We start from the raw sequence: 25,205 nt of genomic DNA, 5'->3' as shown, positions 1-25,205 counted from the left end.
CTGAAATTTCAATTGTATTTCCACTAGGTAAATAGATTATTATTTTTGCTTAGTAATGTCCATTTCATAAGTATTTTTTCTAGATGGATTATAATATGTTACCCTGCATCTGCCTAAAAAGTTAAAGCTAACTTTATTCTCTTCATCGAATAACCATTCTGGTAACACAGGATTAAAGCTTAAAGTGAGTTTGCCGTTTATAATTTTAAATGGTTTTTTACCTACAAACATTAACCTCCACATACTCAAAAATTCTGCAGTTGCACCACTTAATCTTGCAACAAATCCCGTTCCATGAATTGACTCGTCGACATTAGCACTACTTGCGATAAAGGATGAATTTTCAAGTGGGCTTCTGCCATATACACTTGCATCCATGAAGGGTATCAATACGTTTTTGAAGTCATCATAGTATTCCTTATAAAGGCCACTTTTTAATAGCTCAAGCATATATTTATATTCCATATGAAGCCAAATTGATTCATTTTCTAGCCATCCAGGAGTAAATGCTCTTGCCCTGCCTATTTCTATAGTTTCCTTATTTAAAGAGGCATTAACTTTATACATCTTTAATTTTTGTCAAATAAATCACTATTTTTTACTCTTTTATATACATTGCTTAGGAAGTCTTTATCATTGTAAATTTTAAACCCTCTAACTATCCCTTCCAAAAATAATGGCATTTTATTTTGTTTAAATTTTAATGCTCTAATATACTGTTCTTGATTTTCATCTTCTACATCTTTGTCAATGCCTTTAATGATCTCGTATTCTTCTACATCATAATAAAAATACGTAGGCATTAAACCATCGTTATTTATAATAGCTTTATCCAAGCCCAACTGTAATTTATCTTTAAGTTCTTTGATCTTATCTATCAATTCCGCTGATCTTACAGATACTTCTTTGCCTTGAAACCCAAATTTTACATCTTCCCTATATTTCTCACGTAAATCAGACATAATTGACCAAAAATCATAATCTTTATTATCCATATTTGATTCGTTATATCTTTGAACATACTTAACTTCGTTTTCAATTAGCTGCATAACTTCAATCGGAATTTTAATTTCTTCATCTGGATATTCCTTTAAAACATCTAATATAAAATTGAAAAGTCTAACCAATTCAAAGGCCTCTGCAACTGAAGAACCAAAGAGTCCAGGAAGACCATTTAATGCATCATACCATCCTGGTTTTCCTGCCTCCATCTCAATTCCCATTCCGGCAGGATCAATAGTAGCAAATTTTATTGCTGCAAGATTTAATAGCTTCACAATTAAATTAGTTGTATATATCTCTCCTAAGCCTTTGTTAGCTCTCATTATATTTTTATAAGTTTTTCTTGATTCTATAAGTTTCTTTTTGTCCTTATCTTCTACTATTGAATTATATTGTCTTACTTTACCGTTAGACAATACATATCTTTTCTCCCTTGGTAAGACAACTTTACTATTGTCAAAATAAGTATAATCATATTCATTAAATAGCAAATCCCTCTTTTTATCTGGATAAACCTCTAAATAATTCTCAATCAAGTCTAAGTTATATGTCCAATGATCCGTCCAAAATCCTTCACCATGAAGCGCATCAACTTCTTCTTCCGCATTTTCCATAATCTTTGTTAAAAATTTCTCTTGTGAAACCTTAAGTTTTATATTTCTTTGCTCTATAAATGTAATCAGCCTACCTGGTGTAAATGGATTTGATAAAATCTCATTTAACTTGTCTGTATCTTCAGCTAGTTCGTCGATAAAGTCTAAACTGTTAGCTTTAATTCTATATTTAACCCCATTAATAACTAGTGGATTATAACCATCTGCTTGAATTAAATTCATAAAAATTTTTATGTTATAACTTTTTACTTCTGGATTAAAGAAAACATCATTTCTTCTATTTTGATTTATATCTCTGTAATTTCCATTTCCGCTTGAATAATATTCTGGTTCAAGTGAAAAGTAATTATAATCTCTTTCTAAATCGCCATGTTTTCTTGAATACATATAATAAACAAGTGGCTTGTCACCATTTTTTAATATTATAGGATATCCACCCCTTAGAATGTTGTCTAGGTAACTTTGTCTACAATATTCATCAAATAGCTTCGATGATGTTTTTGTATATATATCTTCTGTTAATCTTTCTACAATTTTTTTACCTTCTAAATATTTATTATTAATGTAATTTTCATCCATAAATATTTCTTTATAGCTTTCTAAAACATAAATCTCCGGTGCATGGCCAATAATAGTATATATATCCAAAGCTTCCCCTGCATTAACATCCAAACTTACTGCTGAAAAACTACATGGTATTTTGTTTGAAGTAATTTGCTTTCTATTTAAAATTTCACTTAAAGGAAATTATAAAATACATCTGGATAGCTAAGGGATGTATTCATTCCAAAAACTAGGTCAATATCAACAATTGGCTTTATTAAATCCTTTTTACCATTTACATTTTTAAATGACAAGTAAAAATTACCTTCTTTAAACTCTGTAACATTAACACTATCTTCTGATGACGATCTCATTCTAAAAATTGGGATTCCACCTTCATGATTATATACTTCCATCCATGCTTTAAGGGTATTGCCAACTTGTTTTAATCCACCATCGCTTATCCCATATGGAAGCACTACTGGCATCCCGTCCAAGATTTCAAGACTTTTTTGTTGTTTGAAATATTTTTAATTGTTACTTTTCTAACTAGGGCAGCTATCTTTTCTTGTGGGAGCATAAAATAAAGAACATTTATTTGCAATCCATTTTCTGTGTTTACTTCTTCTATTTCAAGCTCATTCATTCCTATATACATTTTTTGATTAACTTTATTATTTCTTGGATATAAGAAAGGTTCATATATATTTTGTTCATCTGTAAACTTTATAAATGTCCTAAATCCTACGCTTTGAACATTTTGATAACATTTATATGCTGGGAAAAACTCCATTATTGGATTATCTTTGTTTTTTATTCCAAAGGATGATATACATTGACCTCTGTTGACGTAAAATATCCACATTGGAATTCCCTTCTTACCTGCTATTCCAGGTAAGAAACTTGCAAAAGGCTTTGATGCATTAAAATTTTCTATAACAAATCTATTTTTTCATCAAAGTAAAACTTACTCATATTTATCCTCCCTTAACGCTCCCAGTCATAATCTTTATTCTTTTACTGATCCTGCCGAAATGCTGCTAATAATATATTTAGATAAGAACATAAATGCTATAATAATAGGCGCAACTGACATAGAAATTGCCAAATACATTGAACCTAAATTTTCAGCAACTTTTCCTCCCTTAAGATACCCCATCAAAACAGGCAACGGATATTTTTCAGGTGAAAATATTACAACTAATGGGACTATATAACTATTCCACGCTCCAATAAAAGTAAATATTGACATTGTTGCAATCGCTGGCAGCATCATTGGTAAAATAATTTTATGGAAAATTGATAATTCACCTGCACCATCTATTCTGGCCGCTTCGATTACTGCAGGATGCATTGATGAGATTAAATATTGACGCATAAAAACACAGTAAAGGGCGTCGCTATTGAGGGAACTATTAGTGGTATATAGCTATCTAATGTTTTTAAAGCTTTATTTAGCTCGAAAAAGCCTAGTAAGCTTAATTGACTTGGTATCATCATCATTATTAAAATAATTATAAATAATAGTTTTTTCCCTTTAAATTCATATGCGTAAAATCCATAGGCTGTTAAAGCTGAAAAATATGCACTTAATATCGTTACAGATGAAGCAATAATAAAGCTATTCTTATAACCAAGCCAAATTCCTTTAAATATTCCGTCGCTAACATCCATATGATACATCATATTTTTATAGTTTTCTATCAAGCTCTTTCCTGGAATTAGCGTAAAGCCTCTTACTATTTCAGTATTAGAACGTGTAGAATTTATTATCATCATAGCAAAGGGTAACAAGCAAGCGGTTGCCAGCAAAGTTAACGCAGCATATATAAGCCATTTAATAATGTTTCTTTTATCCAAAAATCACACCCCTTAAATCTCTTCTTTAAACATGCCTTTGAAAACGATCATAGAAAATAGCAATATTATTAAAAACAAACCATAAGCTACCGCTGATGCATAGCCAAAATTATGATACTTAAATGCTTGATTATACAAGTATAATACCATCGTAACTAAGGAACCCTCTGGTCCTCCAAGACCATTTTGTGATATTAAAAATGGTATTTCAAATAATTGTAATCCACCGATTAAAGATGTAATAACTACATAAAGCATAATTGGTTTTAGCAATGGCAGTGTTACTTTAAAAAATGTTTGCCATCTATTGGCCCCATCTATCATAGCTGCTTCAAAATAATCTTTTGAAATACCCTGGATTCCTGCAAAAATAATAATAAATGTATGTCCAAACCATAACCATGTCTGTATTAGCGAAACAGATAATTGTGCTGTAATTGGTTCTCCAAGCCAATTAACAGGTTTTGAAATAAATCCATATTTAAGTAAAAGGCCATTAAGAGCTCCATGTTGCCAATCTAAAATATATAAGAACAATAATGCAACAGAAGAAACTGTCATCAAATTAGGCAAATAAAAAATCGCACGGAATAGACTTAAACCCTTAAGCTTTAGTCTTATATCTGAAAATAGAATAGCTAATATCAACGCTAAGGATAATTGCAATATAATATTTACTCCCCATATTTTCCATGTATTTACGAAAGCTTGCAAAAAGTATTTATCACTTGCTAATCTTAGATATTGTTGTAATCCTACCCAGTTTGCTTTAAAGGGCGAGCCAATTCCTTTATAATCTGTAAAGCTCATATATAAAGAAAGAAATATAGGATAAATACCAAATATACTAAATACTATAAAAAATGGAGATATAAATAAATAGCCGTATTTATTTCTAGAATTCATAGTGCACCCTCTTTCCTTTTAAAATATAAGTATAATAGGTGAACTTTTGTCCACCTATTATACTTGTGTTTTTTATTATTATTGCTTATCAAGTGGAGTTATAATCTCTGGGTATGCGTTTTTAACCTGCTTATAAAATTCATTAATCGCTTGTTCTTTAGTCTTCTTACCATTTACATATTCTGATACTACATTACCCCAAATATTGTCTATACCTTGGTCGTATTTAGTAACTATATTAGGATTGATTTTTTCAGCTTCTTTTAAGAAGAATTGATAGTGGTTTTGACCTTTAAGAATTTATCTGATGCTGTATCCTTTACTTTGTCTGTAACAGGTTTATATGAAAGTAAATCTCCTGTTTCTTGATACCACCAATTTAAAAACTCTTCATCATGAGTCATCATTTTAACGAATTCCCATGCTGCACCTTTATTATCTGATCCTGAATATACTCCTATCCATGTTCCTCCCCAGAAATATGGCGATGGTCCAGAAGTTAAACCCCAATCGCCTGCTGTATCCTTCGCATTTGGTTTAATAACATAATGTAATCCCCAAGTAGGCATAACATATCCAAACACTTCAACTTTTTTGTCTGATTTTACTTTATCTAATTTATCCCAACCAGCATTAAAAGGAACAGGTCCTTGCATTGATGCAAACCATGCTGGTGACCATTCTGGAGCCATTGCAGTATATTCATTTTCACGCAACTTCTTTTGATAATCCATGAAATCTATCTGTGCCTGTGTTAATTGCAACTCATTTTTTTCATTTACCCATGGTTTTGGATCTGAACCCTTAGCAAACCAACGAATTGCACCTTCATCTGGCACTATCTTATAACCTGCCTTCTTTAGTTCTTCAGCTGCTTTAAAGAAATTTTCCATTGATGATAACTTTTCTCCAACAAATGCAGGATCATCGTTTCCCCATACTTTTCTTGCAATCCATCTTTTATAAATGAATCCTCCTGGTGTTGCCTGCCATGATAATGCCTTTACATTACCATTGCTGTCCTTTCCAAGATTAAATACGTATGGAACATAATCCTTTTCCCACTCATCTGCATTATATGGATCTTCTGATAGATTCTCCCAATATGGCAAGTCAATCCATTGCTTTACCCATGCTATTTCGGCTGTAAATACATCAGGAGCTCCTACTCCGCTTTCTAAAACTGGCTGAATTTTAGATGCATAATTTTCAGTCGGAATAATTGTAAGTTCTGTTTTTATTCCGTATTTCTTTTCAAAATACTCTAAGGGTTTCTTTAATTCATCTGTAAATGACCATACCCTTAAAACTTTGTCCTTATTAATTTCCAATTCCTTTGCATTCTTGTTAGTTTTTGATCCACATCCAACAAATAATGTTGTTATTAGGATCATTGATAAAACAGCACTTAGTAATTTTTTCACTTAATATACCCCTCTTCTTAGGTTTATTAAAAATTATGGACATCATTATTTAAATATAATCGAAACCGGTTTCGAATTTGAGTAAAATTAACTAAATTAAGGATTTGCAAGAATCTCTAATTATCAGTTCTACAGGAACAATAACAGAAGTTCGGGCGATTTTTTTATCAATTGCATCTATTAATATATTCGCTGCTTGTTCACCTATTAATTCGGTATTTTGTCTTATGGTAGTAAGTCTTGGTGTAAAATACCTACACATTTCTAAATCATCATATCCAATAATAGATATATCTTCAGGAATTCTTAAACCTTCTTCTTTAGCAGCATTAATTGCTCCAAAGGCCATAAGATCACCTGATACAAAAACTGCTGTAGGTCTATCATCTATTTCTAAAATTTTTTCATAGCTCTATAACCACCGTCAAATGAAAAATATCCACCATCCACCAAATATTCATCTATTTTCTCTAGATTCAACTTTTCCAAGGCATTTATAAATCCTTCATATCTTATCTTACCTGCAAAAGTTTCTTGACTACCATATATATGTGCTATTTTTCTATGTCCTAAAGAATAAAGGTATTCAACAGCTAAATAACATCCTCGAAGGTTATCTGAGTAAACGCTGCTAGCAACATCGCTCTCATTATCAACTAATACACAAGGGAAATCGCTATTTATGATTTCCTGAATTTGTTCATTTTTAGGATCTGAAGTTATAATTATAACTCCGTCTACTCCTCTTATTTTACAATGATCTAAATAGGTAATTGGATTTTTACCTATATCCTTTGATATAAATAAAAGATCATAACCTTTCATCTCAACATTTTTCTTAAAACTTTCAATAATTGCATTGAAAAATGGATGCTTTATACCTATATTAAGTTTTTCATCAAATAATATTCCTATTGTCCATGATTTTTTCGTAGTTAAAATCCTTGCATGAGAATTAGGAATATACCCCATTTCACTGGCCTTTTTTAAAATTATTTGTTTAGTTTTCTCGCTTACGTCTGGGTAATTATTTAATGCTTTTGATACAGTTGTAGGTGAAAATCCTGTTGCTTTAGATATATCGTATATGGTTGTCAAATCTATGCACCTCTTTTAATTTTTTACGAAACCCATTTCGTAATACATTTTTATTATAGCAAATTTATTTATTCTTGGTCAATACATAAATAAAAAAATTCAGTAAATTATTATTATTTCATTACAGGTTACTTTCTGGTCCTGAACATAAAGTTTGTGAAACTTATGATGCTTGGGGTGGAGAAGAAAATGTGTGGAAAAGCTCTTTTATTCTAAAATAACACTCTATCCTAATGCCACATCTAATAACATCATAACAGCAAATCCTATCATAGTCCCTAATGTAGCTATATGCGTATGTTCCCCTGCCTGTGATTCTGGAATAAGTTCCTCAACAACTACAAAGATCATAGCACCTGCTGCAAATGATAGAGCATAGGGTAATATGCCCTTCATGTAAACAACTAAAGATGCTCCAATAACAGCTGCAATTGGCTCTACTGCTCCTGATATCTGACCATACATAAAACTTTTAAATCTTGATAGTCCTTCTCTTCTAAGTGGAATCGAAACTGCTGCCCCTCTGGAAAGTTTTGAAGCCCAATTCCTATTGCAAGGGCAATCGCCCCTGCCAAATTAGCTGATGTATCTCCACTATTTAAAGCACCAAATGCAACTCCAACCGCAAGCCCTTCTGGTATATTGTGTAACGTTATAGCAAGAACAAGAAGTATGCTTCTTTTTAAACTTGTCTTTATACCCTCTGCTTCATCCGAAAACATATGTAGATGTGGCATAAACATATCCACTGCTCTTAAAAAGAAACCACCCAATAAAAATCCTACAACTGCAGGAACCCAAGAAATAATTCCCATATTCTCAGCCATTTCTATTGACGGATTTAAAAGCGACCAAAAGCTTGCTGCAATCATAACACCAGCTGCAAATCCAAGCATCCCATCTAATACTTTTCTATTAAGATCTTTAAATATAAAAACCATCCCAGACCCCAACGCTGTTAAAAACCAAGTAAAAAGTGTTCCAAATAATGCTAATATTACTGGACTAAATCTAGAAAAACTCATTATATCACCTCGTATAATATTATTAAATTATTTTTCTCCTGTAAAGATCATATATTAAAGCCGTAGAAACTAATACCTCCAGTTAATATGCTTTTATTAATAGGTCTGTTGTAATTTGAGTGGAGGCTTAAGAAATTAAAATTAGCATTACTGAATAATAATAATAAATTTCAAACAAATCACTATATTCTCCAATTAGCCAAAGGAAGTTCGCCAAATCGTCTTTTATATTCTTTTAAAAGTTCTTTCTCTAAATTTCTGGCATTTGTATTTTCAAAATAAATTAATAACAAATCTTTGTTATCTTTAATTTGCCATAAAGCTCTACCACCTCGGTGATTTTTGGCTTTGCCATAACTATATTCTATTAATTGTCTGATTCTTTTTTGCAAAGTATTTTTCTTTCCGTCAGCTTTTCCAATATATAAAATAATTTTATTACTTTTCTCAAATTTTTTTACTAATTGATTTTTATCAAATAACATAGATTTATTTTTATACTCAGTTATTGCAGTTGTTTTTTCTATTATTTCTACTTTAAAGTCTTTGGGTTTAATAACAAAATATATCCCACTTTCATTTGGTATGGATTTATAAGAATTTTTTAATTCTGAAATAGTAGCCATTTTATCATTAAATTTCTCATATATTTCTGATGTAAATAAAATTTCATAACATTGATCTTCCATTTTCACACCTCCAAACAACATATTAATTATGCAATTTTTCTTTTTCTAAAAATAAAATTCGAGACTTATGTTAATATAGTTGACACAGAAACTTAATTTTTTACTATTTACCTACGCATTGCCTAATTGTTAATTCCTTCTTTATATATTGAATTATTAATTACTTACTATTATTTACTTTATTCTACACATCCACCTATTTTCCTTCTTTTTCCCAAAATTATATATTAAATTCCCTCGCCTCCAGATAAATTTACATTACAAAACAAAAAGCCCTGATTTCTCAAGGCTTCTATCTATCGTATCAATGTGTTGTTCAAATATGTCTTTGGAGGATGATGTTGATACAAGGTTTATAAATATTTTATATTTTCAATATAAGTTTAATTTACCTTAACTTGAAAAAACATTAAAATTTGAAAAGTATTATTTCTAGTCTTTTTTAATTCCAAAACTAATATTATAACAAATGCATTGCCTTTGTCTACAAAATCTTATCATAAAATTACTTTCTCAATGAATAGCCATCAATTTTCCAATTGCTTTTTATCAATTTTAATTCAAGCCTTTTATCTCCGTTTATTGGCAAAACTAAAATCGAATAAATCTTTTCCTTTAAATTTTTAAATTCATCAGGTGAAAATTCAATTTCTGCTTCATTGTCACAAAATGCATAGTCAAATTCACTTACTCTATAAATATCAAAAATCATATCACAAATCTTTTGTTCTAACTCGTTTATCCCAATTTTTTTAATAATCGTTTCCTCGTCTATATCTATCAGAAAACCAAAGTAATTAATTTCTTTATATACTCTAATTATGATAATATTATCTTTAATTCCAAAGATACCTGATTTGACAACTATTATAGCATTAAACTTTGTGGCAATTATTTTATATAAATCATTTTAGAAGAAATATCTAATACATCATTTTCTATCCACTCATTACCTTCTGAATCTAAGCTATATTTTACCTCTAATAATGATCCTTCTGTTTTTATTAGATACTCTATTACTTTTTTATTTCTTCGCCAATTAAATTGCCAGATTTATTATATACTAAACCAATAGAAATAAAACTGCTCAACTATCACACCTCCTCTACTTTATCCGTTTCCCATTTCTTAAATGAAATTCCAATTGTTCCTTAGTTAATTTCCAACCACTAATAAAGTTACCATATAAGTCAGTATATACACCTATCCCATTCTTAACGAACAAATAAACTTCCTGTCCTCTATAATTTGATAATTTAGATCTATTGCTATGAGTTTAATTTACTAATAACCAAATAAACAATTTTTTCAATCTTACTTATCATCTGTAATAAAGCAAATTATCTTAGAGTTTTTATAATAAGTTATTTTTATAAATGACTTTTCTTTTATGTCTATTTTTTTGCCGATTTTAAAAAGATTATTTCATTTGTAAATTTTTTGCTCGAACCTTATGGCATCTTAAAACATAAAATTTCCTAAAAGATAATAATTCATATTTCCTTTCAAATATACTATCAACATATACAAATTCATTTATTATATCATTGTTTTTTACATCTTTGATTATTTCAAATAACCTAAGAAAAATTTTCGATTCAAAAATTATATATGCTATCATAAATATATTAGTTAAAAAATAACGAAATCTTGTCCATATAAGAAATATTATTATTAAAAAATATATTACAAGAAGAATAATGGCTTCCCACATAAAAGGCATCATTTTATTATTTTTTTACAACTCATGCATTCAACTCCTTATGGCAAAAGATCTTGTTTCTTTATCTTAGTATTCGTTGAGTTAATCTCCCTGACAATTCTGAAGAAATTGTAGAATATATAAAGTTTTTTAATGGACTTAATTTCATTCCAAGTTCTGCATCTAATACTGCATTTTTGATATTAATGTTTCTCATATTTCCCTTACTGCTATATAATTTGGCCAGCTTTGCTTTTCTTGCATATCGTGGAAGTCTATTAAATGATGTTAAAGCTTTTTTAGCAACATGTTTACTAACACCATATCCTACTGCATTTGCCACTGCACCAGAAGCAAAGTGTTTTGCAAGATCTTTACTAGATTTAATATTTCCACTAATATATCCACCAGCAATATTACCAAATCCACCAAAAATTGATGAACCCACTATACCAAATCCTGGTATTGAAGCTATTGCTCCACTTAATGCCGCACCACCTACATCACACAAATTTATTTCACTAAATGAAGTGCCTGAAGTTAATTGTGAAGCTATGGATATACTTGCCCCAACTGCAGCACCTACTAACATATTAAACCATATGAATCCACTAGAATCTTCTCTATTAACTGGATTATTATCAGTATAAGCAAATAAATTTTTATCTGTAAAGCCTTCTATTGTTGTTTTAACTAGTTCTACATCATCCGCATTAATAAACCTACCCCACTCAGGATTGTAGAACCTACTTTGTAGATAATACAACTTCGTCTCCTCATCGTATCTGTATCCTCTGTATCTATACGGATTCTTAACTCCTACTGTTGTTGCAAGGCTTCCATCAATAGAGATAATATTACCCCAGCTATCATAAGTGTAGGTTACAACTTCATTCCCTTGCCCGTCAATTAGAGCTATAATATCCCCTTGGCCGTTCCTTACATAGTAATATTCTACACCATTGAGATTCATTGAAACAAGGTTGTCTGAACTGTCGTAGGAATAGTGGATTGTATCTAACCCATTTGTTTCAAGTATAACCTTATCGCCTAAAAGGTAATATTTTGTTGTAACACCATTTACAGTTTTTTCTGTTCTTATGCCCTGGTCGTTGTATTTGTAGGAAATATTAAGGCCATTACCTTGTATCCTCGCAAGCTGTCTTCCCTCTTCCCATGTGAAGATATAGCCATCATAGGATAGAGGGTTTCCTATTGCATCATAGGTTATTGTCTTTCCGTCAAAACTTGTAAGCTTATCCTTCCAGTTAGAATCATCATAGGTGTAGGTTATTGTTTTTGTAGGATTTTCAGGCACTCCTTCTGTATACGGATACTCTGCCTTGCTTAAAATGTTTCCACCAAAGTCATAAGTATATACTATTGTTTTGTTTAATATTTGGTTGTCTTCTTGTATAAGTTCATTAAGCTCGTTGTATTGGTATTTTATTCTTTTCCCATCTTGGGTTATTGTTTCAATATTTCCATTTGCATCGTAGGTGTAGTTTATTTTTTACCGTTGTTGTCAATCTCGCTTAACCTGTTTGTTGTTGAGTTTTGGTATGCTCCAGCTTCATAGCTATAGTTTGTTGTAAAGGATGCTGAACCTGTTGAAATAACTTTATTATTTAATCTTCCTAAAATGTCATAATTATTTATAGCCTTTGCTCCGTTTGGAAGGGTTATTTCCTTTTCTCTATTGTCCTTATCGTAGGAATAGCTTGTGGTAAAGCTAAAGTTGTTTATCCTTTCAACTACACCGCTTTTGTTGCTGTTTGAATCATAAGTATAATTTATTCTGTTTCCATTTGAATCCTCTATCTTTATTAATCTGTCTGAAATATTATATACATATCTATATTTTACCCCATTTACAAGGTCATCTAAATAGCCTAAATTTCCACTTGCATCATATTCGTATCTAAACCTTTCTGCTCCGTTGTATTTTTTGCAGTAACTCTGTCAAAATATCGGAATCAAATTTGATTATTTTCGCTTCTTTTTTAGGAATTTCTGTAATATTTGGTGCATCTTCTGCTGAGGATGAACTGTTAAAAATGTCTGCGAATACTTTGATGTTGATAAAGGAAAAATTAATGTGAAGATTAGAATAAAAGAAATGCGACGTTTAAGTGTGTGCATCATAAAACCCCTCTCGGCAAAATGTTAATAAAATATTAACATTCAAGGGAGCCGGTTTCAACCAGTAAATTGTGGTAAACTGGTAATTTAAGGTTGTATGAACTCTATGTCAAAAATAAAAAAGCCTTGAAACTTAAAGCTTCAAGACAATTGTATCAAGATTATTGTTTATATTATGTCTTTGGACGATGATGTTGATACAACTATCTTTATTATTTTGAATTAAATAAAAGCTATATCTTAAATAAGAAAGGACAGGCATTCTAATTGAATACCCGCCCCAAGAAATGACAAAGAGTCTCTTATATTTCAAACATTATTCAGCCATTCTCACTGCAATTACTTGTAAAAATGTATAAGCCTTGATATTCTAATTGCGGCTATAAAAATTGAATTGAGTCGATTAAATTTATTTTTATATTAATTTTTATTATTTGTGCATTGATTATATAATGAATTTTCAACCAAAATGATAAATTTTTACTTGTCAAATACAATCATTATTCAGGTTTTTCTTTCATTTCAGGAATTGGATAATCAATATTTTCAGATTTGCTCTCTTCTATATATATATCAGATATAGCTCGAGTGACAATAGTGAATGCCCTACCATCCTTAGTTTTACCTTTGAATATATAATGAGGAATTACATATTTTTGCTCATAACCATCTGGATCACTCCATAGAACTAATTCCCACTCTCTATGGTTCCCTCTTCATCACTATTACTTAAATTATATATTAATGCTTTACCTTTCTTAATATTTTCAACTGCTTCATCCATAGATATTAATGGATAATTACTTTTTCCTCTATTTCTCTCCATATGGAACCATAACCAATTATCTCTCCGTTATCGCCAAACCAAACAGAAATTTTTGGTCCTACACCAGTATATTTAATTCCATCAATAGGTTTGCTTTCAAACATCACTTCTACCTTAGCAACTGATTGTGTTTCATTACCTTGTTTATCAATAGTACCAATTCTATAACCTTTATTTACTCCTTTTAGCACCATATTAGGTTTTGAAAAACCATATTTATTTAAAAAGTCACTGGCTAATTTTACATATTCCTCATCTTTTAAAATATTTTTAAGTGGTTTGGGTTCTACATCTCCTCGCATTTGTTTTGTAAAATATCTCTCAGAACCTGTAATTTTATTGACTATGAAATCACCTGTTTCTCCACTTATTCTAATGATTTTTTCATCTTCGATAAGTTCTCCTACGATTCCCAACTTATTTGCCTTTTCTTTGATTTGATTTTTATCTATTTTAGGATCCTTAACTTTATATACTTTAAATTTTTGGGGAATATTGTTTTTATCAATACCAATGTTGAGTTTTTTAAAATTTCCACTTGAACCTGTTACACCTAATGGATTGACTGTGATTTTGGCTAATTTATAATTATTCAAGCTACTATTATTTAAACTACTATTACATCCAGATATGAATACAGTAAGGGTAATAATTAGAAGATACTTCATTAGATTATACTTTTTCATTGTATTCCTCCTCTCTCTTTACCATATGTCTGCCTCATATGTAGAATAAGCAGTTGGATTACTTGAGTATGGCACAGGGTCACTTGCAACACTACCAAAACCCCACAGATGATCATTCCATGTTGATGTTGCTCTAAATATCCTTATCGAATTCTTATTTACTGCATTTTGAGTATCCCAAGCATAATTTTCGTAAGCTACAGAAATAGGATACTTTTGGGTAGCAGCCCAATAAGAAAATCTATCTCCAGCATTTGATGTAACTGTCATATCAGTTTTATACCCAGCTAATGCATGAAGTTTATTAAATAACCGTCCTATTTGGTTAGCAGAACCATTTGTAAAGTTACAAGTAAAGGTTATAAACCATTCTAAGTCCCTGTCACCTAATGACATTTCCCCTGTTTAGCATAATAACTATCGTTTTGATTGTTCATTATTAAGGAATAATCATTAGCATTATAAAAACCTGGTTTCACTCCGTGACCTACATAAAACAATAAATCAACATCATCTGTTAACCTATAGTCATTACCATTAAGTGAACTACTTCTAAAGTCTTTTTCCCATACATTAGAATCTCCCCAAATATACAGCAATCCCCAGTTTGGGTTTTCTTTTATGATGCGAATATCCCCTCTCGAAGCACTAGAAGCAGTATCTAAATTCCATATGACTGGGCTTCCAGTACCTGAATATTTGCCTACATATTCAATACCAATTTGTACTGAATTTCCATCTGCATCCGCCTTAGCATTCTGTGGAACTAAAAATAAAGTCATTATTACAATAATTACTAGAGTTGATGTTGTAAATTTACTTTTTAGCATAGTACACCTCCTAGAATTATTTAGGTATTGTCAAAAGTTTTATGGTACTTCCGACGCTAACCCCTTGATTTAATTAATTTTTTATATAATAACTTGCTCCCCCTCTTTTTCGAGGTATTTTTTTAGTTACCACATCATTTTTATACCAACAAACAAAGAAAGGAGCAAGTTATCAACATGATTAATAGTGCTTTAGTTGAAATCTTCGTCTATTTGGTTAAATTAATTCTTACTTTCTTTTTTATCATTTAAAGGTCTTTAAAATATTAATGAAACAGTTAAGAAAGAATATTGTAATATCAAAGTTGATCCACATTTTGATTAATTTTGTTAAAATAACCTTAGTAACTATATCATTTTCTAAATAAAATAATTCTTAAACGAACCTATAAAACTATTAGTTTAAATTATTATGTCTAAAACATGTCCACACACTTCTTAACTGTTACCTACTATTACCATTTTACCCCCCACTCTACCAATTATGTCAATTAAAAATTTCCATTTTATCCCGACATAATTCTGCATCAGCTTAAAGTAATACAATTAATTACACATATTTTAATATAAATTCCTTTTCTATCTCACCTATAATATCAATAACTTACAATTACTTAAATATAAATTAAAATGTTCGTTAAAGTTTTATCATAAAAACCGTAGTAAAATAATCTTCTACTATCACCCTACACCTCCCACTCCACCTCCATCCCATCCTTAAACACAAACAACATTTTCCCACCTTCGTAAACCCTAACTGCCTCAATTACCATATTACAAATCTCCCCATCAAACTCATCTACTAGCCCATCCCTATCTCTTAAAACCTTCATAAACTCCTCTATCCTATCCTTCTTTACAAGCCTTTCAAACCTCTCATTTTCAGCATCTTCAATTAACTTTCTATTTCCTTCATACCTTTCAACTAAAGCATTGTATCTTGTCATATATTCCTCTTGGTCCTGTGCTTTAGTTGCGTTATCACGAATACACCTATTTATTTCTTCTAATATTTCTTTTGCTTTCTTTTCAAACTCACATATTTTATCATCTAAATCTTTTGTATAAATCAGTTCCTTTATAACTTCCTCATAACCCTTTAATATTTCTTTCTTATTATTTATAACCCCATTAAACACTTCTACAAATGCCTTCTTTAAATCTTCTTCATTTATAAATGGTGTCTTGCACTTTTTATCATTCTTATACTTTGAATTGCACTGCCAAATAATCTTCCTATACTTATCATTGGAATGCCATACCTTCCTGCCGTAAAAACTTCCACAATCACCACAGATAATCTTTCCTGAAAAGTAGTTTCTACCTGTCTTATACCCTCTTGCCTCTTTTCTATTTTTTATCTCCATCTGAACCATATCAAATACTTCAGGTGAGATAATTGCAGGGTGGCTGTTTGCAACATAATACTGTGGAACTTCACCTTTGTTTCTCTTTATCTTCTTTGTAAGAAAATCTACTGTAAATTTCTTTTGAAGTATTGCATCACCTTTATATTTTTCATTTTGAAGAATACTTAATACTATACTTTGATGCCATACCCCTTTACCTGCTGGTGTTGGAACTTTGTTTTCTGTCAAATACTTTGCTATGCTAAGTGCTGTTTTCCCTTCTAAAAACATCCTATATATCATCCTTACAATCTTTGCTTCTTCCTCAACTATTTTAGGATAGCCATCTTCTCCCTTTGTGTATCCTAAAAATTTTTATATGGCAAGCTAAACCTACCATCTGCAAACCTTTTTCTATGTCCCCAGGTTACATTTTCTGATATTGACCTTGATTCTTCTTGAGCCAATGAACTCATTATGGTAATTAAAAGCTCTCCCTTACTGTCCATTGTATAGATATTTTCCTTTTCAAAATATACCTCTACACCTTTTTCCTTTAACTTTCTAACTGTTGTTAGTGTATCTACTGTATTTCTTGCAAATCTACTAACTGACTTTGTGATTATAAGGTCTATCTTGCCGCTTAAGGCATCTTCAATCATTCTATTAAATCCATCTCTCTTTTAGTGCTTGTTGCTGATATGCCTTCATCTGTATAAACATTTACAAATATCCAATCAGGGTTTGCCTTTATATATTTTGTATAGTAGTCCATCTGTGCCTCAAAGCTTTGAAGCTGTTCTTCATTATCCGTTGAAACTCTTGACTAAGCAGCTACTCTTTTTCTATTTACTTTTGTTTTTGTAATTGGAGAAACGTTATTTGCTGTTTCTGGTATTACGGTTACAGATCTTGCCATTGGTTTCAACTAAATAAGTTATATGTGATATGCCTGCCATTCAAAAACAAAAAGCCCTGATTTCTCAAGGCTTCTATCTATCGTATCAATGTGTTGTTCAAATATGGTGGAGGCGAGGGGAGTTGAACCCCTGTCCGAAGGCAGTGAAACCCAGGCATCTCCGAGTGCAGTCAGTGTTTTGACATTCCCTCCATCCGACTCCCACTGACAGGATTCGGACTTCAGTAGCTTCATAGATGCCGACCTATCGCAAAGCTTAGATAGGCCCGTTCCCCACTAGTCCACGCCCTATCCCAAGCCGTGGGCCTCTTGGGTAGGACGGCCGCCTTTAATTAGGCAGCTAAAGCTAAATTATCGTTTGCGTTTATTTTTAATTCCCGGTTTTTAACGTGGTTCCGAGCACCACGACTCGCTTCCCGAATTCCTCCTACCCCCGTCGAAAGCCAAGACGCCCCCATAGGAGGTCATATTATATTATAGCAAGTTTTAATATGATTTTCAATGGACTTAGTATAAATTTTTAATCTTAAATTCCTTCTCAACTTCTCTTCTTGCATCACGTTTTGCTATGTCTTCCCTCTTGTCATAAAGCTTTTTACCTTTGCAAGGGCTAATTCAACCTTAACAAGTCCCCTTACAACGTATAATGATAAAGGTATTAAAGTATATCCCTTTTGAGAAACCAAACCTGCTAATCTTCTAATCTCTGACTTATGCATTAAAAGTTTTTTAGGGCGAAGAGGATCCCTATTGAAGATATTTCCCTTCTCATAAGGACTAATATGCATATTATAAACAAAAATCTCACCATCAACAACTTCTGCATAGCTGTCCTTTAAATTTGCTTTACCTAATTTCACGGACTTAACTTCAGTTCCAAAAGCTCAATCCCCGCCTCATAAGTCTCCTCTATAAAATAATCATGCCTTGCCTTTCTATTTTCAGCTAAAACCCTCTTTTCGTTTTTCTTCATATCAACACCTCACATAGAACGCTAATGCTTACTCCTTTATTCATCTTATATTATAACAGCTAAATTTGTAAATGCAATAAAAAATAGAGGCACTTTAAAGTGCCCTACTCCTCGACTAAAACAAAATCTATATTTCTACTTTCTATATCAACCCTATGAACTTTTACTTTAACTTCATCTCCCAGCCTATAAATCTTTCTTGTTTCTTCTCCAATCAATGCGTAAAGGTTTTCGTCAAATAAATAGTAATCATCCGTCATGCTATTAATATGAACTAAACCTTCAATTGTATTAGGCAGTTCTACAAACATCCCAAAGTGTGTCACGGAGGAAATTATACCTGTATAAATTTCCCTATTCTTTCTGCCATATATTCTGCCTTCTTTAAATCTTCTGTTTCCCTTTCAGCTTCATCCGCCAATCTTTCCATATCACTTGACTGCTTTGCTGCCTTTTCAACAACTGCTTTTAATTTTTCTATCCTTTTTTCATCGATTTTCCCCTTTAAATATTCTTTTATTATTCTATGAATTATGAGATCCGGATATCTTCTAATTGGTGAGGTAAAATGGCAGTAATACTTTGATGCCAAACCAAAATGTCCTGAGCATTCAGGTGAGTATCGGGCCTGCTTTAATGAGCGCAAAAGAAGCATATCAACTATAGGCTGTTCCTTTTTACCCTTTGCACTCTCTAAAACTTCCTGCAGCATTTTAGGATGAATATCCTTTGCAAACTTTACCTTATAGCCCAAATTATGAACAAATTCGTTAAAATGCATTATCTTTTCGTAATCAGGATCCTCGTGAATTCTATAAACAAAAGGAATATTTGCCCAAAACATATGTTCTGCAATAGTTTCATTGCAAACTATCATAAACTCTTCAATTATCCTGTTTGCTATATCCCTTTCATAGGGTTTAACCTCAACTGGTTTCCCTTTTTCATCAAGGATAATTTTGCACTCTTCAAAGTCAAAATCTAAAGCTCCTCTTTGCATTCTTTTTCTATTTAAAATGTTACATAGCTCCTCCATTGCTTTAAAATCTTCATATAAATAATCATATCTTTTTATTAAATCCGGATCATTATCCCGCAGTATTTTTGTAACATCTGTATAAGTCATTCTTTCACATGTCTTTATAACGCTTTCGAATATTTCATAATCAACAACTTTACCATTTTGATCAATTGTCATGACGCAGGATAAAGTTAATCTATCAACCCTAGGATTCAAACTACAAACACCATTAGACAACTTTTTAGGAAGCATAGGAATTACTCGATCTACAAGATAAACACTTGTTCCTCTTTTTAATGCTTCCTTATCTAAAGGTGACTTTTCTTTAACATAATATGTAACATCTGCAATATGAACTCCAAGTTTAAATTTACCGTCAGGAAGTCTTTCAATTGATACTGCATCGTCCAAGTCCTTTGCATCTTCCCCATCTATTGTAACAATCTTTAAGTCTCTTAAATCTCTTCTTCTTTTTATTTCCTTTTCAGGTATTTCGTCTGGAATGGCATTTGCATATTCTTCAACTTCTTTAGGAAATTCCTCTGGAAGATTGTATTTTTTAATAATCGACAAGATGTCAATTCCAGGTTTATTTTTGTTACCTAATACTTCTATAATCCTTCCCTCAGGATTTCTTCTTTTTCAGGCCATTTTGTAACCTCAACTATAACCTTATCACCATCTTTAGCACCATTAAAGTTTGATTTTGAAATAAATATATCTTGATATATCCTTTTATCATCTGGAATAACAAAGCCAAAATAACTGTTTTTCTCAAAGGTTCCGACAACCCTTGTATTAGCTCTTTTTAAAATTTTAATAATTTCACCTTCAGCTGTTTTGGTCGGTGTTGCAGCTTTAATTATCCTTGCAACTACTCTATCATTGTGCATAGCTCCATTGATGTTTTCAGCTGGGATAAAAACATCCATTAACTTTTCATCATCAGGAATTACAAAGCCAAATCCTTTTTGGTGTCCCTGTAGTTTACCTATCACTAAGTTCATCTTTTCAGGAAGGCCATATTTTTCTTTACTTGTTTTAAAGATTAGTCCCTCCTCCTCCATCTCATCGATAATAGAGAGGAATTCTCCAATTTGTTTTCTGTCGATTTGAAATGCCTTTGCAAGCTCTTCTGCCGACATTGGCCTATAGCTTTCCCTTCTTAAAAATTCTAAAATAGATTCTTTAATTTTGCTCATGCAATCACTCCTTATAACCCCAATTCATTTGCAATTTCCTTCATAGCATCAATAGATAAGCTTAAAAACTCTTCTAAAGAAATGCCTATCTCCTCTATCGATTTTATTTGTTCTCTGTTGGCTCCCTTTGCGAAATCTTTTTCTTCATTTTTTAATGACTGAATCAACTGTTAAGCTTTCTAATTTTTTATCTGGCAGCACAAGAGCTGATGCTATAATAAGCCCTGTAACAGGGTCAGATGCCCATAGAGCTTTATCAAGAAGGCTTACTCTTGGCAGTCCGTGAACCTCATTATGAACCTTAACGGCATAAACTAAATCATCAGGATATCCTAAATTTTGTAAAATTTCTGCTCCTATTATACTATGTTTTTCTGGAGTCTCATATGTTTCTTCATAGTCAATATCATGAACTAATCCGCATATTCCCCACTTTAACTCATCTTCCCCTAATTTCCTTGCAAGGGATTTCATTACTGCTTCAACGGCAAGCATATGTTTTATAAGATTTTCATTTTTAACTCTTTCTTTAACCTGCAATAGAGCCAAACTTCTATCCATTATAACCCCTCCTAAGTATTTTTGACAATTTAGCTTTTTTATTCATATAAAAATGTTTAAATTAAAGACCTGCTTTCGCAGGTCTTTAATTATTTTATTAAGTTTAATAATATTCCACCGAATTTTGCAAATAATGGTGCAAATACAAGTGAAACAATTGTCATAAGCTTAATTAAGATATTCATCGCTGGTCCTGCAGTATCCTTAAATGGATCGCCTACAGTATCTCCAACAACAGCTGCTTTGTGGGCAAAGCTACCCTTTCCTCCATGTTCACCTGTTTCAATATATTTCTTTGCATTGTCCCATGCTCCACCGGCATTAGCCATTAGGATTGCAACTAAAACACCTGATACAAGGGCACCAGCAAGAAGTCCTCCTAACGCCTCTGCACCAAGTAGTAATCCTACTAAAAGTGGAACAACAACTGCTAAAACTCCTGGAAGAACCATTTCCTTTAAAGCAGCTGCAGTTGAAATATCAACACAAGTTTTATAATCAGGTTTTGCCTTACCTTCCATAAGCCCTGGTATGGACTTAAACTGTCTTCTAACTTCTTCAATCATGTGATTTGCTGCTTTACCAACAGCCTCCATAGCCAATGCACCAAAGAAATATGGTAAAACTCCACCAATTAAAAGCCCAACTAATGTCATTGGGTTTAGAAGGTCAATTGCCTTTAATTGAACGGCCTGTGAATAGGAAGCAAATAGAGCAAGTGCTGTTAGTGCAGCAGAACCTATCGCAAAGCCCTTTCCTATTGCTGCTGTCGTATTTCCTACGGAATCAAGAGTATCAGTAATTTTTCTAACTTCCTTTGGAAGTTCTGACATTTCAGCAATTCCACCTGCATTATCTGCTATTGGTCCATAGGCATCAACTGCAACCGTCATACCTGTTGTTGAAAGCATACCTAAAGCAGCAAGTGAAATTCCATAAAGTCCAGCTAAAACATTTTGGCTTGAACCATATCCTCCCATTATAAAAAGGCAAGGATAGTTGCAAAAGCAATAAATACAACAGGTAAAACAGCAGAATACATACCTACAGCTAGACCTGAAATTATTGTTGTTGCAGGCCCAGTTTCAGATTGTTTTGCAATCTTTTTAACGTGGCTGTAGTCTGCGGATGTATACATTTCTGTAAATTGACCAATTAAAACTCCAACTATTAAACCAGCTGTTATTGCAAAAACGCTCTATAATCTCCAAATACAGTTTTACTTAATATAGCCGAAGCTATAATCACCAAAATACTGCTAACATAAGTTCCACTCTTAAGGGCCTTTTGTGGATTAGAATTTTCATCGCCTTTTACAAATAATGAACCAATAATTGAAGAAATAATACCTATAGCTGCTAAAATTAATGGGAAAATTATACCCTTGTTATCATTATAAACAAGAGCACCTAGTGTAAGGGCAGAAATTATAGATCCTACATATGATTCAAAAAGGTCTGCACCCATACCAGCAACGTCTCCAACGTTATCACCAACGTTGTCCGCAATAACTGCTGGATTTCTTGGGTCATCCTCAGGAATTCCAGCTTCAACTTTACCAACAAGGTCTGCACCAACATCGGCTGCCTTTGTATAGATACCTCCGCCAACACGAGCAAAAAGGGCTATTGAGCTGGCACCAAGACCAAAACCTGTAACTATGTTTGCATCTTTAAAAATCATGTAAAGTGCTCCTACTCCTAAAAGACCAAGACCAACAACACTCATCCCCATAACTGCACCGCCTGAGAAGGCAATTTCAAGGGCTTTGTTTTGACCTGTTCTTGCAGCATTAGCTGTTCTTACATTGGCCTTTGTAGCAACCTGCATTCCAAAAATCCAGCTAAAATAGAAAATAATGCACCAAAAATAAAGCATAGTGCTGTTAGCCAGTTTATAAAAAATCCAAGCACCAAAAATACAACTATAATAAATATTGATAATGACTTATATTCCCTCATTAAGAATGCCATAGCACCTTCATGTATGTAGCTAGCAATCTCCTTCATTCTGTCAGTTCCAGCATCTGCCTTTGAAATCTTATTTGATAAATAAAGAGCAAATAACAACGCAATAACACCTGCAATTGGCGCTAAAACAATATTCATTATTGTACCCCCTTTGTGAATATTATTTGCCTGTTAAGTATACTAAAAGCATGGATGTAATAACAAAAAGAATCATGGCAAATACAGTGAGTTTTCTTAACTTACCTTCAATTGTTCTTCCTTTGTTTTTGCCAAAGAAAGTTTCAGCACCGCCTGATATTGCAGTTGATAATCCATAGGTTTTTGCAGGCTGACCTAAAACTGTAGTTATTATTATTAAACTTACAATTACATGGACAATAATAACAAATGTTTTCATCTAAAGCACCTCCTTATTGAAATCAATTCATATTTCATATTTTAACATATAAAAAAATAAATACAATCATAATCATATATCATAATTATTTTATGTGCTATCATAAATTTTAAGCTAAAGGGCACTGCCCTTTAGCTTATTTAGGGATACAATAATGTAGGTTATTATCTTTTTACATTGTAGAAGGCTTTTGAACCAAGATATTCAGCAACTTCTCCAAGTTCGTCTTCGATTCTTAATAATTGGTTGTATTTTGCAACTCTGTCTGTTCTTGCAGGAGCACCTGTCTTTATTTGTCCTGCATTGACTGCAACAACAAGATCTGAAATTGTAGTGTCTTCACTTTCACCAGATCTGTGGGATACAACCGCAGTATACCCAGCTCTTTCAGCCATCTTGATTGCTTCTAATGTTTCTGTTAATGTTCCTATTTGGTTAAGCTTTATAAGGATTGAGTTAGCAACGCCCATCTTAATTCCTCTTTCAAGTCTCTTGGTGTTTGTAACGAATAAGTCGTCTCCAACTAACTGAATCTTCTTACCTAATCTATCTGTTAATATCTTCCATCCATCCCAATCTTCTTCAGAAAGACCATCTTCAAGGGAAACAATTGGATATTTGTTTACTAAGTCTTCCCAGAAGGCTACCATTTCTTCTGCAGTTAATACTCTTCCTTCTCCTTCAAGGTGATACTTTCCATCTTCCTTATAAAGTTCTGTTGCGGCAGCATCAATAGCTATTGCGATTTGTTCACCAGGCTTATATCCAGCCGCCTCAATTGCTTCGATTATAACTTGAATAGCCTCTTCATTTGACTTAAGATTTGGTGCAAATCCACCTTCATCTCCTATTGCTGTGTTATATCCCTTATTTGATAAAGTCTTCTTTAGTGAATGATATACTTCTGCACACCATCTTAAAGCTTCTGCAAAGTTTGGTGCCCCTACAGGCATTATCATAAATTCTTGTATATCTACATTGTTGTCAGCATGCTTCCCACCGTTTAAAATATTCATCATAGGAACTGGTAATACTTTTGCGTTAACTCCTCCTATGTATTGATATAATGGTAATCCAAGGCTTTCTGCTGCTGCTCTTGCTACTGCAAGTGATACACCTAGAATAGCATTAGCTCCTAGCTTTCCTTTATTTTCTGTTCCATCAAGTTCAATTAATGTTTTATCGATAAGAGTCTGATCAAATACGTTCATTCCTATAAGTTCTGGTGCTATTACATTGTTTACATTGTCAACAGCCTTTAATACACCTTTTCCATTGTATCTTGCCTTATCTCCATCTCTTAATTCTACAGCTTCAAATGCACCTGTTGATGCTCCTGATGGAACTATTGCTCTTCCAACAGTCCCATCTTCAAGAACAACTTCAACTTCAACAGTTGGATTTCCTCTTGAGTCTAAAACTTCTCTTGCATAAATATCGATTATTTCTACATAGTTTTTCATTTT

General features: G+C 32.2%; 24 protein-coding genes, 1 other RNA gene and 6 pseudogenes. All 31 read right to left on the bottom strand.

Annotated features, from left to right (window positions below):
- Positions 1–39: 39 nt before the first annotated feature.
- Positions 40–567, bottom strand: a complete 528-nt coding sequence (locus PWK10_RS04730) for a hypothetical protein (protein ID WP_274767537.1) — start codon at positions 565–567, stop codon at positions 40–42.
- 2 nt (positions 568–569) lie between these two features.
- The gene (locus PWK10_RS04725; RefSeq protein ID WP_274767536.1) at positions 570–2,288 is read right to left on the bottom strand and encodes a hypothetical protein; all 1,719 of its coding nucleotides are present in this window, start codon (positions 2,286–2,288) and stop codon (positions 570–572) included.
- A 65-nt stretch (positions 2,289–2,353) separates the two neighbouring features.
- Positions 2,354–2,647: a hypothetical protein gene (locus tag PWK10_RS04720; RefSeq protein ID WP_274767535.1), complete on the bottom strand. Its 294-nt coding sequence runs from the start codon at positions 2,645–2,647 to the stop codon at positions 2,354–2,356.
- Positions 2,638–3,024, bottom strand: a complete 387-nt coding sequence (locus tag PWK10_RS04715; protein WP_274767534.1) for a hypothetical protein — start codon at positions 3,022–3,024, stop codon at positions 2,638–2,640. Before PWK10_RS04715 ends, PWK10_RS04720 begins: the two co-directional genes overlap by 10 nt.
- Positions 3,025–3,168: 144 nt before the next feature.
- Entirely contained in the window at positions 3,169–3,537 is a 369-nt protein-coding gene (locus PWK10_RS18365; RefSeq protein WP_342455624.1) for a carbohydrate ABC transporter permease, read from the bottom strand.
- Positions 3,522–4,019, bottom strand: a complete 498-nt coding sequence (locus tag PWK10_RS18360; protein ID WP_342455623.1) for a hypothetical protein — start codon at positions 4,017–4,019, stop codon at positions 3,522–3,524. The genes PWK10_RS18365 and PWK10_RS18360 overlap by 16 nt, the downstream gene beginning before the upstream one ends.
- A gap of 12 nt (positions 4,020–4,031) precedes the next feature.
- Complete coding sequence (locus tag PWK10_RS04705; protein ID WP_274767533.1) at positions 4,032–4,925, bottom strand: carbohydrate ABC transporter permease; 894 nt, start codon at positions 4,923–4,925, stop codon at positions 4,032–4,034.
- 263 nt (positions 4,926–5,188) lie between these two features.
- Positions 5,189–6,349, bottom strand: coding sequence for an ABC transporter substrate-binding protein (locus PWK10_RS04700; RefSeq protein ID WP_274767532.1), 1,161 nt, complete (start codon positions 6,347–6,349; stop codon positions 5,189–5,191).
- A 91-nt stretch (positions 6,350–6,440) separates the two neighbouring features.
- Complete coding sequence (locus tag PWK10_RS04695; RefSeq protein WP_274767531.1) at positions 6,441–6,698, bottom strand: substrate-binding domain-containing protein; 258 nt, start codon at positions 6,696–6,698, stop codon at positions 6,441–6,443.
- A 44-nt stretch (positions 6,699–6,742) separates the two neighbouring features.
- Entirely contained in the window at positions 6,743–7,447 is a 705-nt protein-coding gene (locus PWK10_RS04690) for a LacI family DNA-binding transcriptional regulator (RefSeq protein ID WP_274767530.1), read from the bottom strand.
- A 225-nt stretch (positions 7,448–7,672) separates the two neighbouring features.
- A pseudogene (locus PWK10_RS04685) lies at positions 7,673–8,472 on the bottom strand (ZIP family metal transporter).
- 182 nt (positions 8,473–8,654) lie between these two features.
- Positions 8,655–9,161: a hypothetical protein gene (locus PWK10_RS04680; protein ID WP_274767529.1), complete on the bottom strand. Its 507-nt coding sequence runs from the start codon at positions 9,159–9,161 to the stop codon at positions 8,655–8,657.
- A 505-nt stretch (positions 9,162–9,666) separates the two neighbouring features.
- Positions 9,667–10,056 carry an Imm64 family immunity protein gene (locus PWK10_RS04675; RefSeq protein WP_274768117.1) on the bottom strand — a complete coding sequence of 130 codons (390 nt, stop codon included), beginning with the start codon at positions 10,054–10,056 and terminating at the stop codon, positions 9,667–9,669.
- Positions 10,053–10,178 (bottom strand): hypothetical protein, encoded by a 126-nt coding sequence (locus PWK10_RS19450; protein ID WP_446715335.1) that lies wholly within the window; start codon positions 10,176–10,178, stop codon positions 10,053–10,055. Before PWK10_RS19450 ends, PWK10_RS04675 begins: the two co-directional genes overlap by 4 nt.
- Before the next feature lie 88 nt (positions 10,179–10,266).
- A pseudogene (locus PWK10_RS19445) lies at positions 10,267–10,404 on the bottom strand (colicin D domain-containing protein); the annotation flags it as partial.
- Positions 10,405–10,945: 541 nt separating this feature from the next.
- Positions 10,946–12,181, bottom strand: a complete 1,236-nt coding sequence (locus PWK10_RS04670; protein WP_274767527.1) for an RHS repeat domain-containing protein — start codon at positions 12,179–12,181, stop codon at positions 10,946–10,948.
- A gap of 1,613 nt (positions 12,182–13,794) precedes the next feature.
- Positions 13,795–14,517: a hypothetical protein gene (locus PWK10_RS04665; RefSeq protein ID WP_274767526.1), complete on the bottom strand. Its 723-nt coding sequence runs from the start codon at positions 14,515–14,517 to the stop codon at positions 13,795–13,797.
- A gap of 18 nt (positions 14,518–14,535) precedes the next feature.
- Positions 14,536–14,913: a DUF6345 domain-containing protein gene (locus tag PWK10_RS04660; RefSeq protein WP_274767525.1), complete on the bottom strand. Its 378-nt coding sequence runs from the start codon at positions 14,911–14,913 to the stop codon at positions 14,536–14,538.
- Complete coding sequence (locus PWK10_RS04655) at positions 14,904–15,347, bottom strand: DUF6345 domain-containing protein (RefSeq protein WP_274767524.1); 444 nt, start codon at positions 15,345–15,347, stop codon at positions 14,904–14,906. The genes PWK10_RS04660 and PWK10_RS04655 overlap by 10 nt, the downstream gene beginning before the upstream one ends.
- Positions 15,348–16,033: 686 nt before the next feature.
- Entirely contained in the window at positions 16,034–16,999 is a 966-nt protein-coding gene (locus PWK10_RS18355; RefSeq protein WP_342455622.1) for a recombinase family protein, read from the bottom strand.
- Positions 17,000–17,061: 62 nt separating this feature from the next.
- Positions 17,062–17,358, bottom strand: a complete 297-nt coding sequence (locus PWK10_RS18350) for a recombinase family protein (protein WP_342455621.1) — start codon at positions 17,356–17,358, stop codon at positions 17,062–17,064.
- Positions 17,355–17,471, bottom strand: a complete 117-nt coding sequence (locus tag PWK10_RS18345; protein WP_342455620.1) for a recombinase family protein — start codon at positions 17,469–17,471, stop codon at positions 17,355–17,357. The genes PWK10_RS18350 and PWK10_RS18345 overlap by 4 nt, the downstream gene beginning before the upstream one ends.
- 248 nt (positions 17,472–17,719) lie before the next feature.
- Positions 17,720–18,071, bottom strand: a transfer-messenger RNA (tmRNA) gene (gene ssrA, locus PWK10_RS04645).
- A 51-nt stretch (positions 18,072–18,122) separates the two neighbouring features.
- Positions 18,123–18,588: pseudogene (gene smpB / locus PWK10_RS04640) on the bottom strand (SsrA-binding protein SmpB).
- 104 nt (positions 18,589–18,692) lie between these two features.
- Positions 18,693–20,811 (bottom strand): annotated as a pseudogene (rnr, locus tag PWK10_RS04635) (ribonuclease R).
- An 11-nt stretch (positions 20,812–20,822) separates the two neighbouring features.
- Positions 20,823–21,372: pseudogene (locus PWK10_RS04630) on the bottom strand (HDIG domain-containing metalloprotein).
- 89 nt (positions 21,373–21,461) lie between these two features.
- The gene (locus tag PWK10_RS04625) at positions 21,462–22,352 is read right to left on the bottom strand and encodes a sodium/proton-translocating pyrophosphatase (RefSeq protein ID WP_274767523.1); all 891 of its coding nucleotides are present in this window, start codon (positions 22,350–22,352) and stop codon (positions 21,462–21,464) included.
- Positions 22,352–22,510, bottom strand: a complete 159-nt coding sequence (locus tag PWK10_RS04620) for a sodium/proton-translocating pyrophosphatase (protein ID WP_274767522.1) — start codon at positions 22,508–22,510, stop codon at positions 22,352–22,354. The genes PWK10_RS04625 and PWK10_RS04620 overlap by 1 nt, the downstream gene beginning before the upstream one ends.
- A gap of 44 nt (positions 22,511–22,554) precedes the next feature.
- A pseudogene (locus PWK10_RS04615) lies at positions 22,555–23,480 on the bottom strand (sodium/proton-translocating pyrophosphatase).
- 22 nt (positions 23,481–23,502) lie between these two features.
- Complete coding sequence (secG, locus tag PWK10_RS04610) at positions 23,503–23,739, bottom strand: preprotein translocase subunit SecG (protein ID WP_008908249.1); 237 nt, start codon at positions 23,737–23,739, stop codon at positions 23,503–23,505.
- A 164-nt stretch (positions 23,740–23,903) separates the two neighbouring features.
- Positions 23,904–25,202: a phosphopyruvate hydratase gene (gene eno, locus PWK10_RS04605; protein WP_274767521.1), complete on the bottom strand. Its 1,299-nt coding sequence runs from the start codon at positions 25,200–25,202 to the stop codon at positions 23,904–23,906.
- Between the last annotated feature and the right edge of the window lie 3 nt (positions 25,203–25,205).

Source organism: Caloramator sp. Dgby_cultured_2 (genome assembly GCF_028872215.1).
GTDB classification, from domain to species: Bacteria; Bacillota; Clostridia; order Clostridiales; family Caloramatoraceae; genus Caloramator; species Caloramator australicus.
Note: the sequence above shows the minus strand (reverse complement) of the source record. Positions and strands in the feature narration are given on the sequence as shown.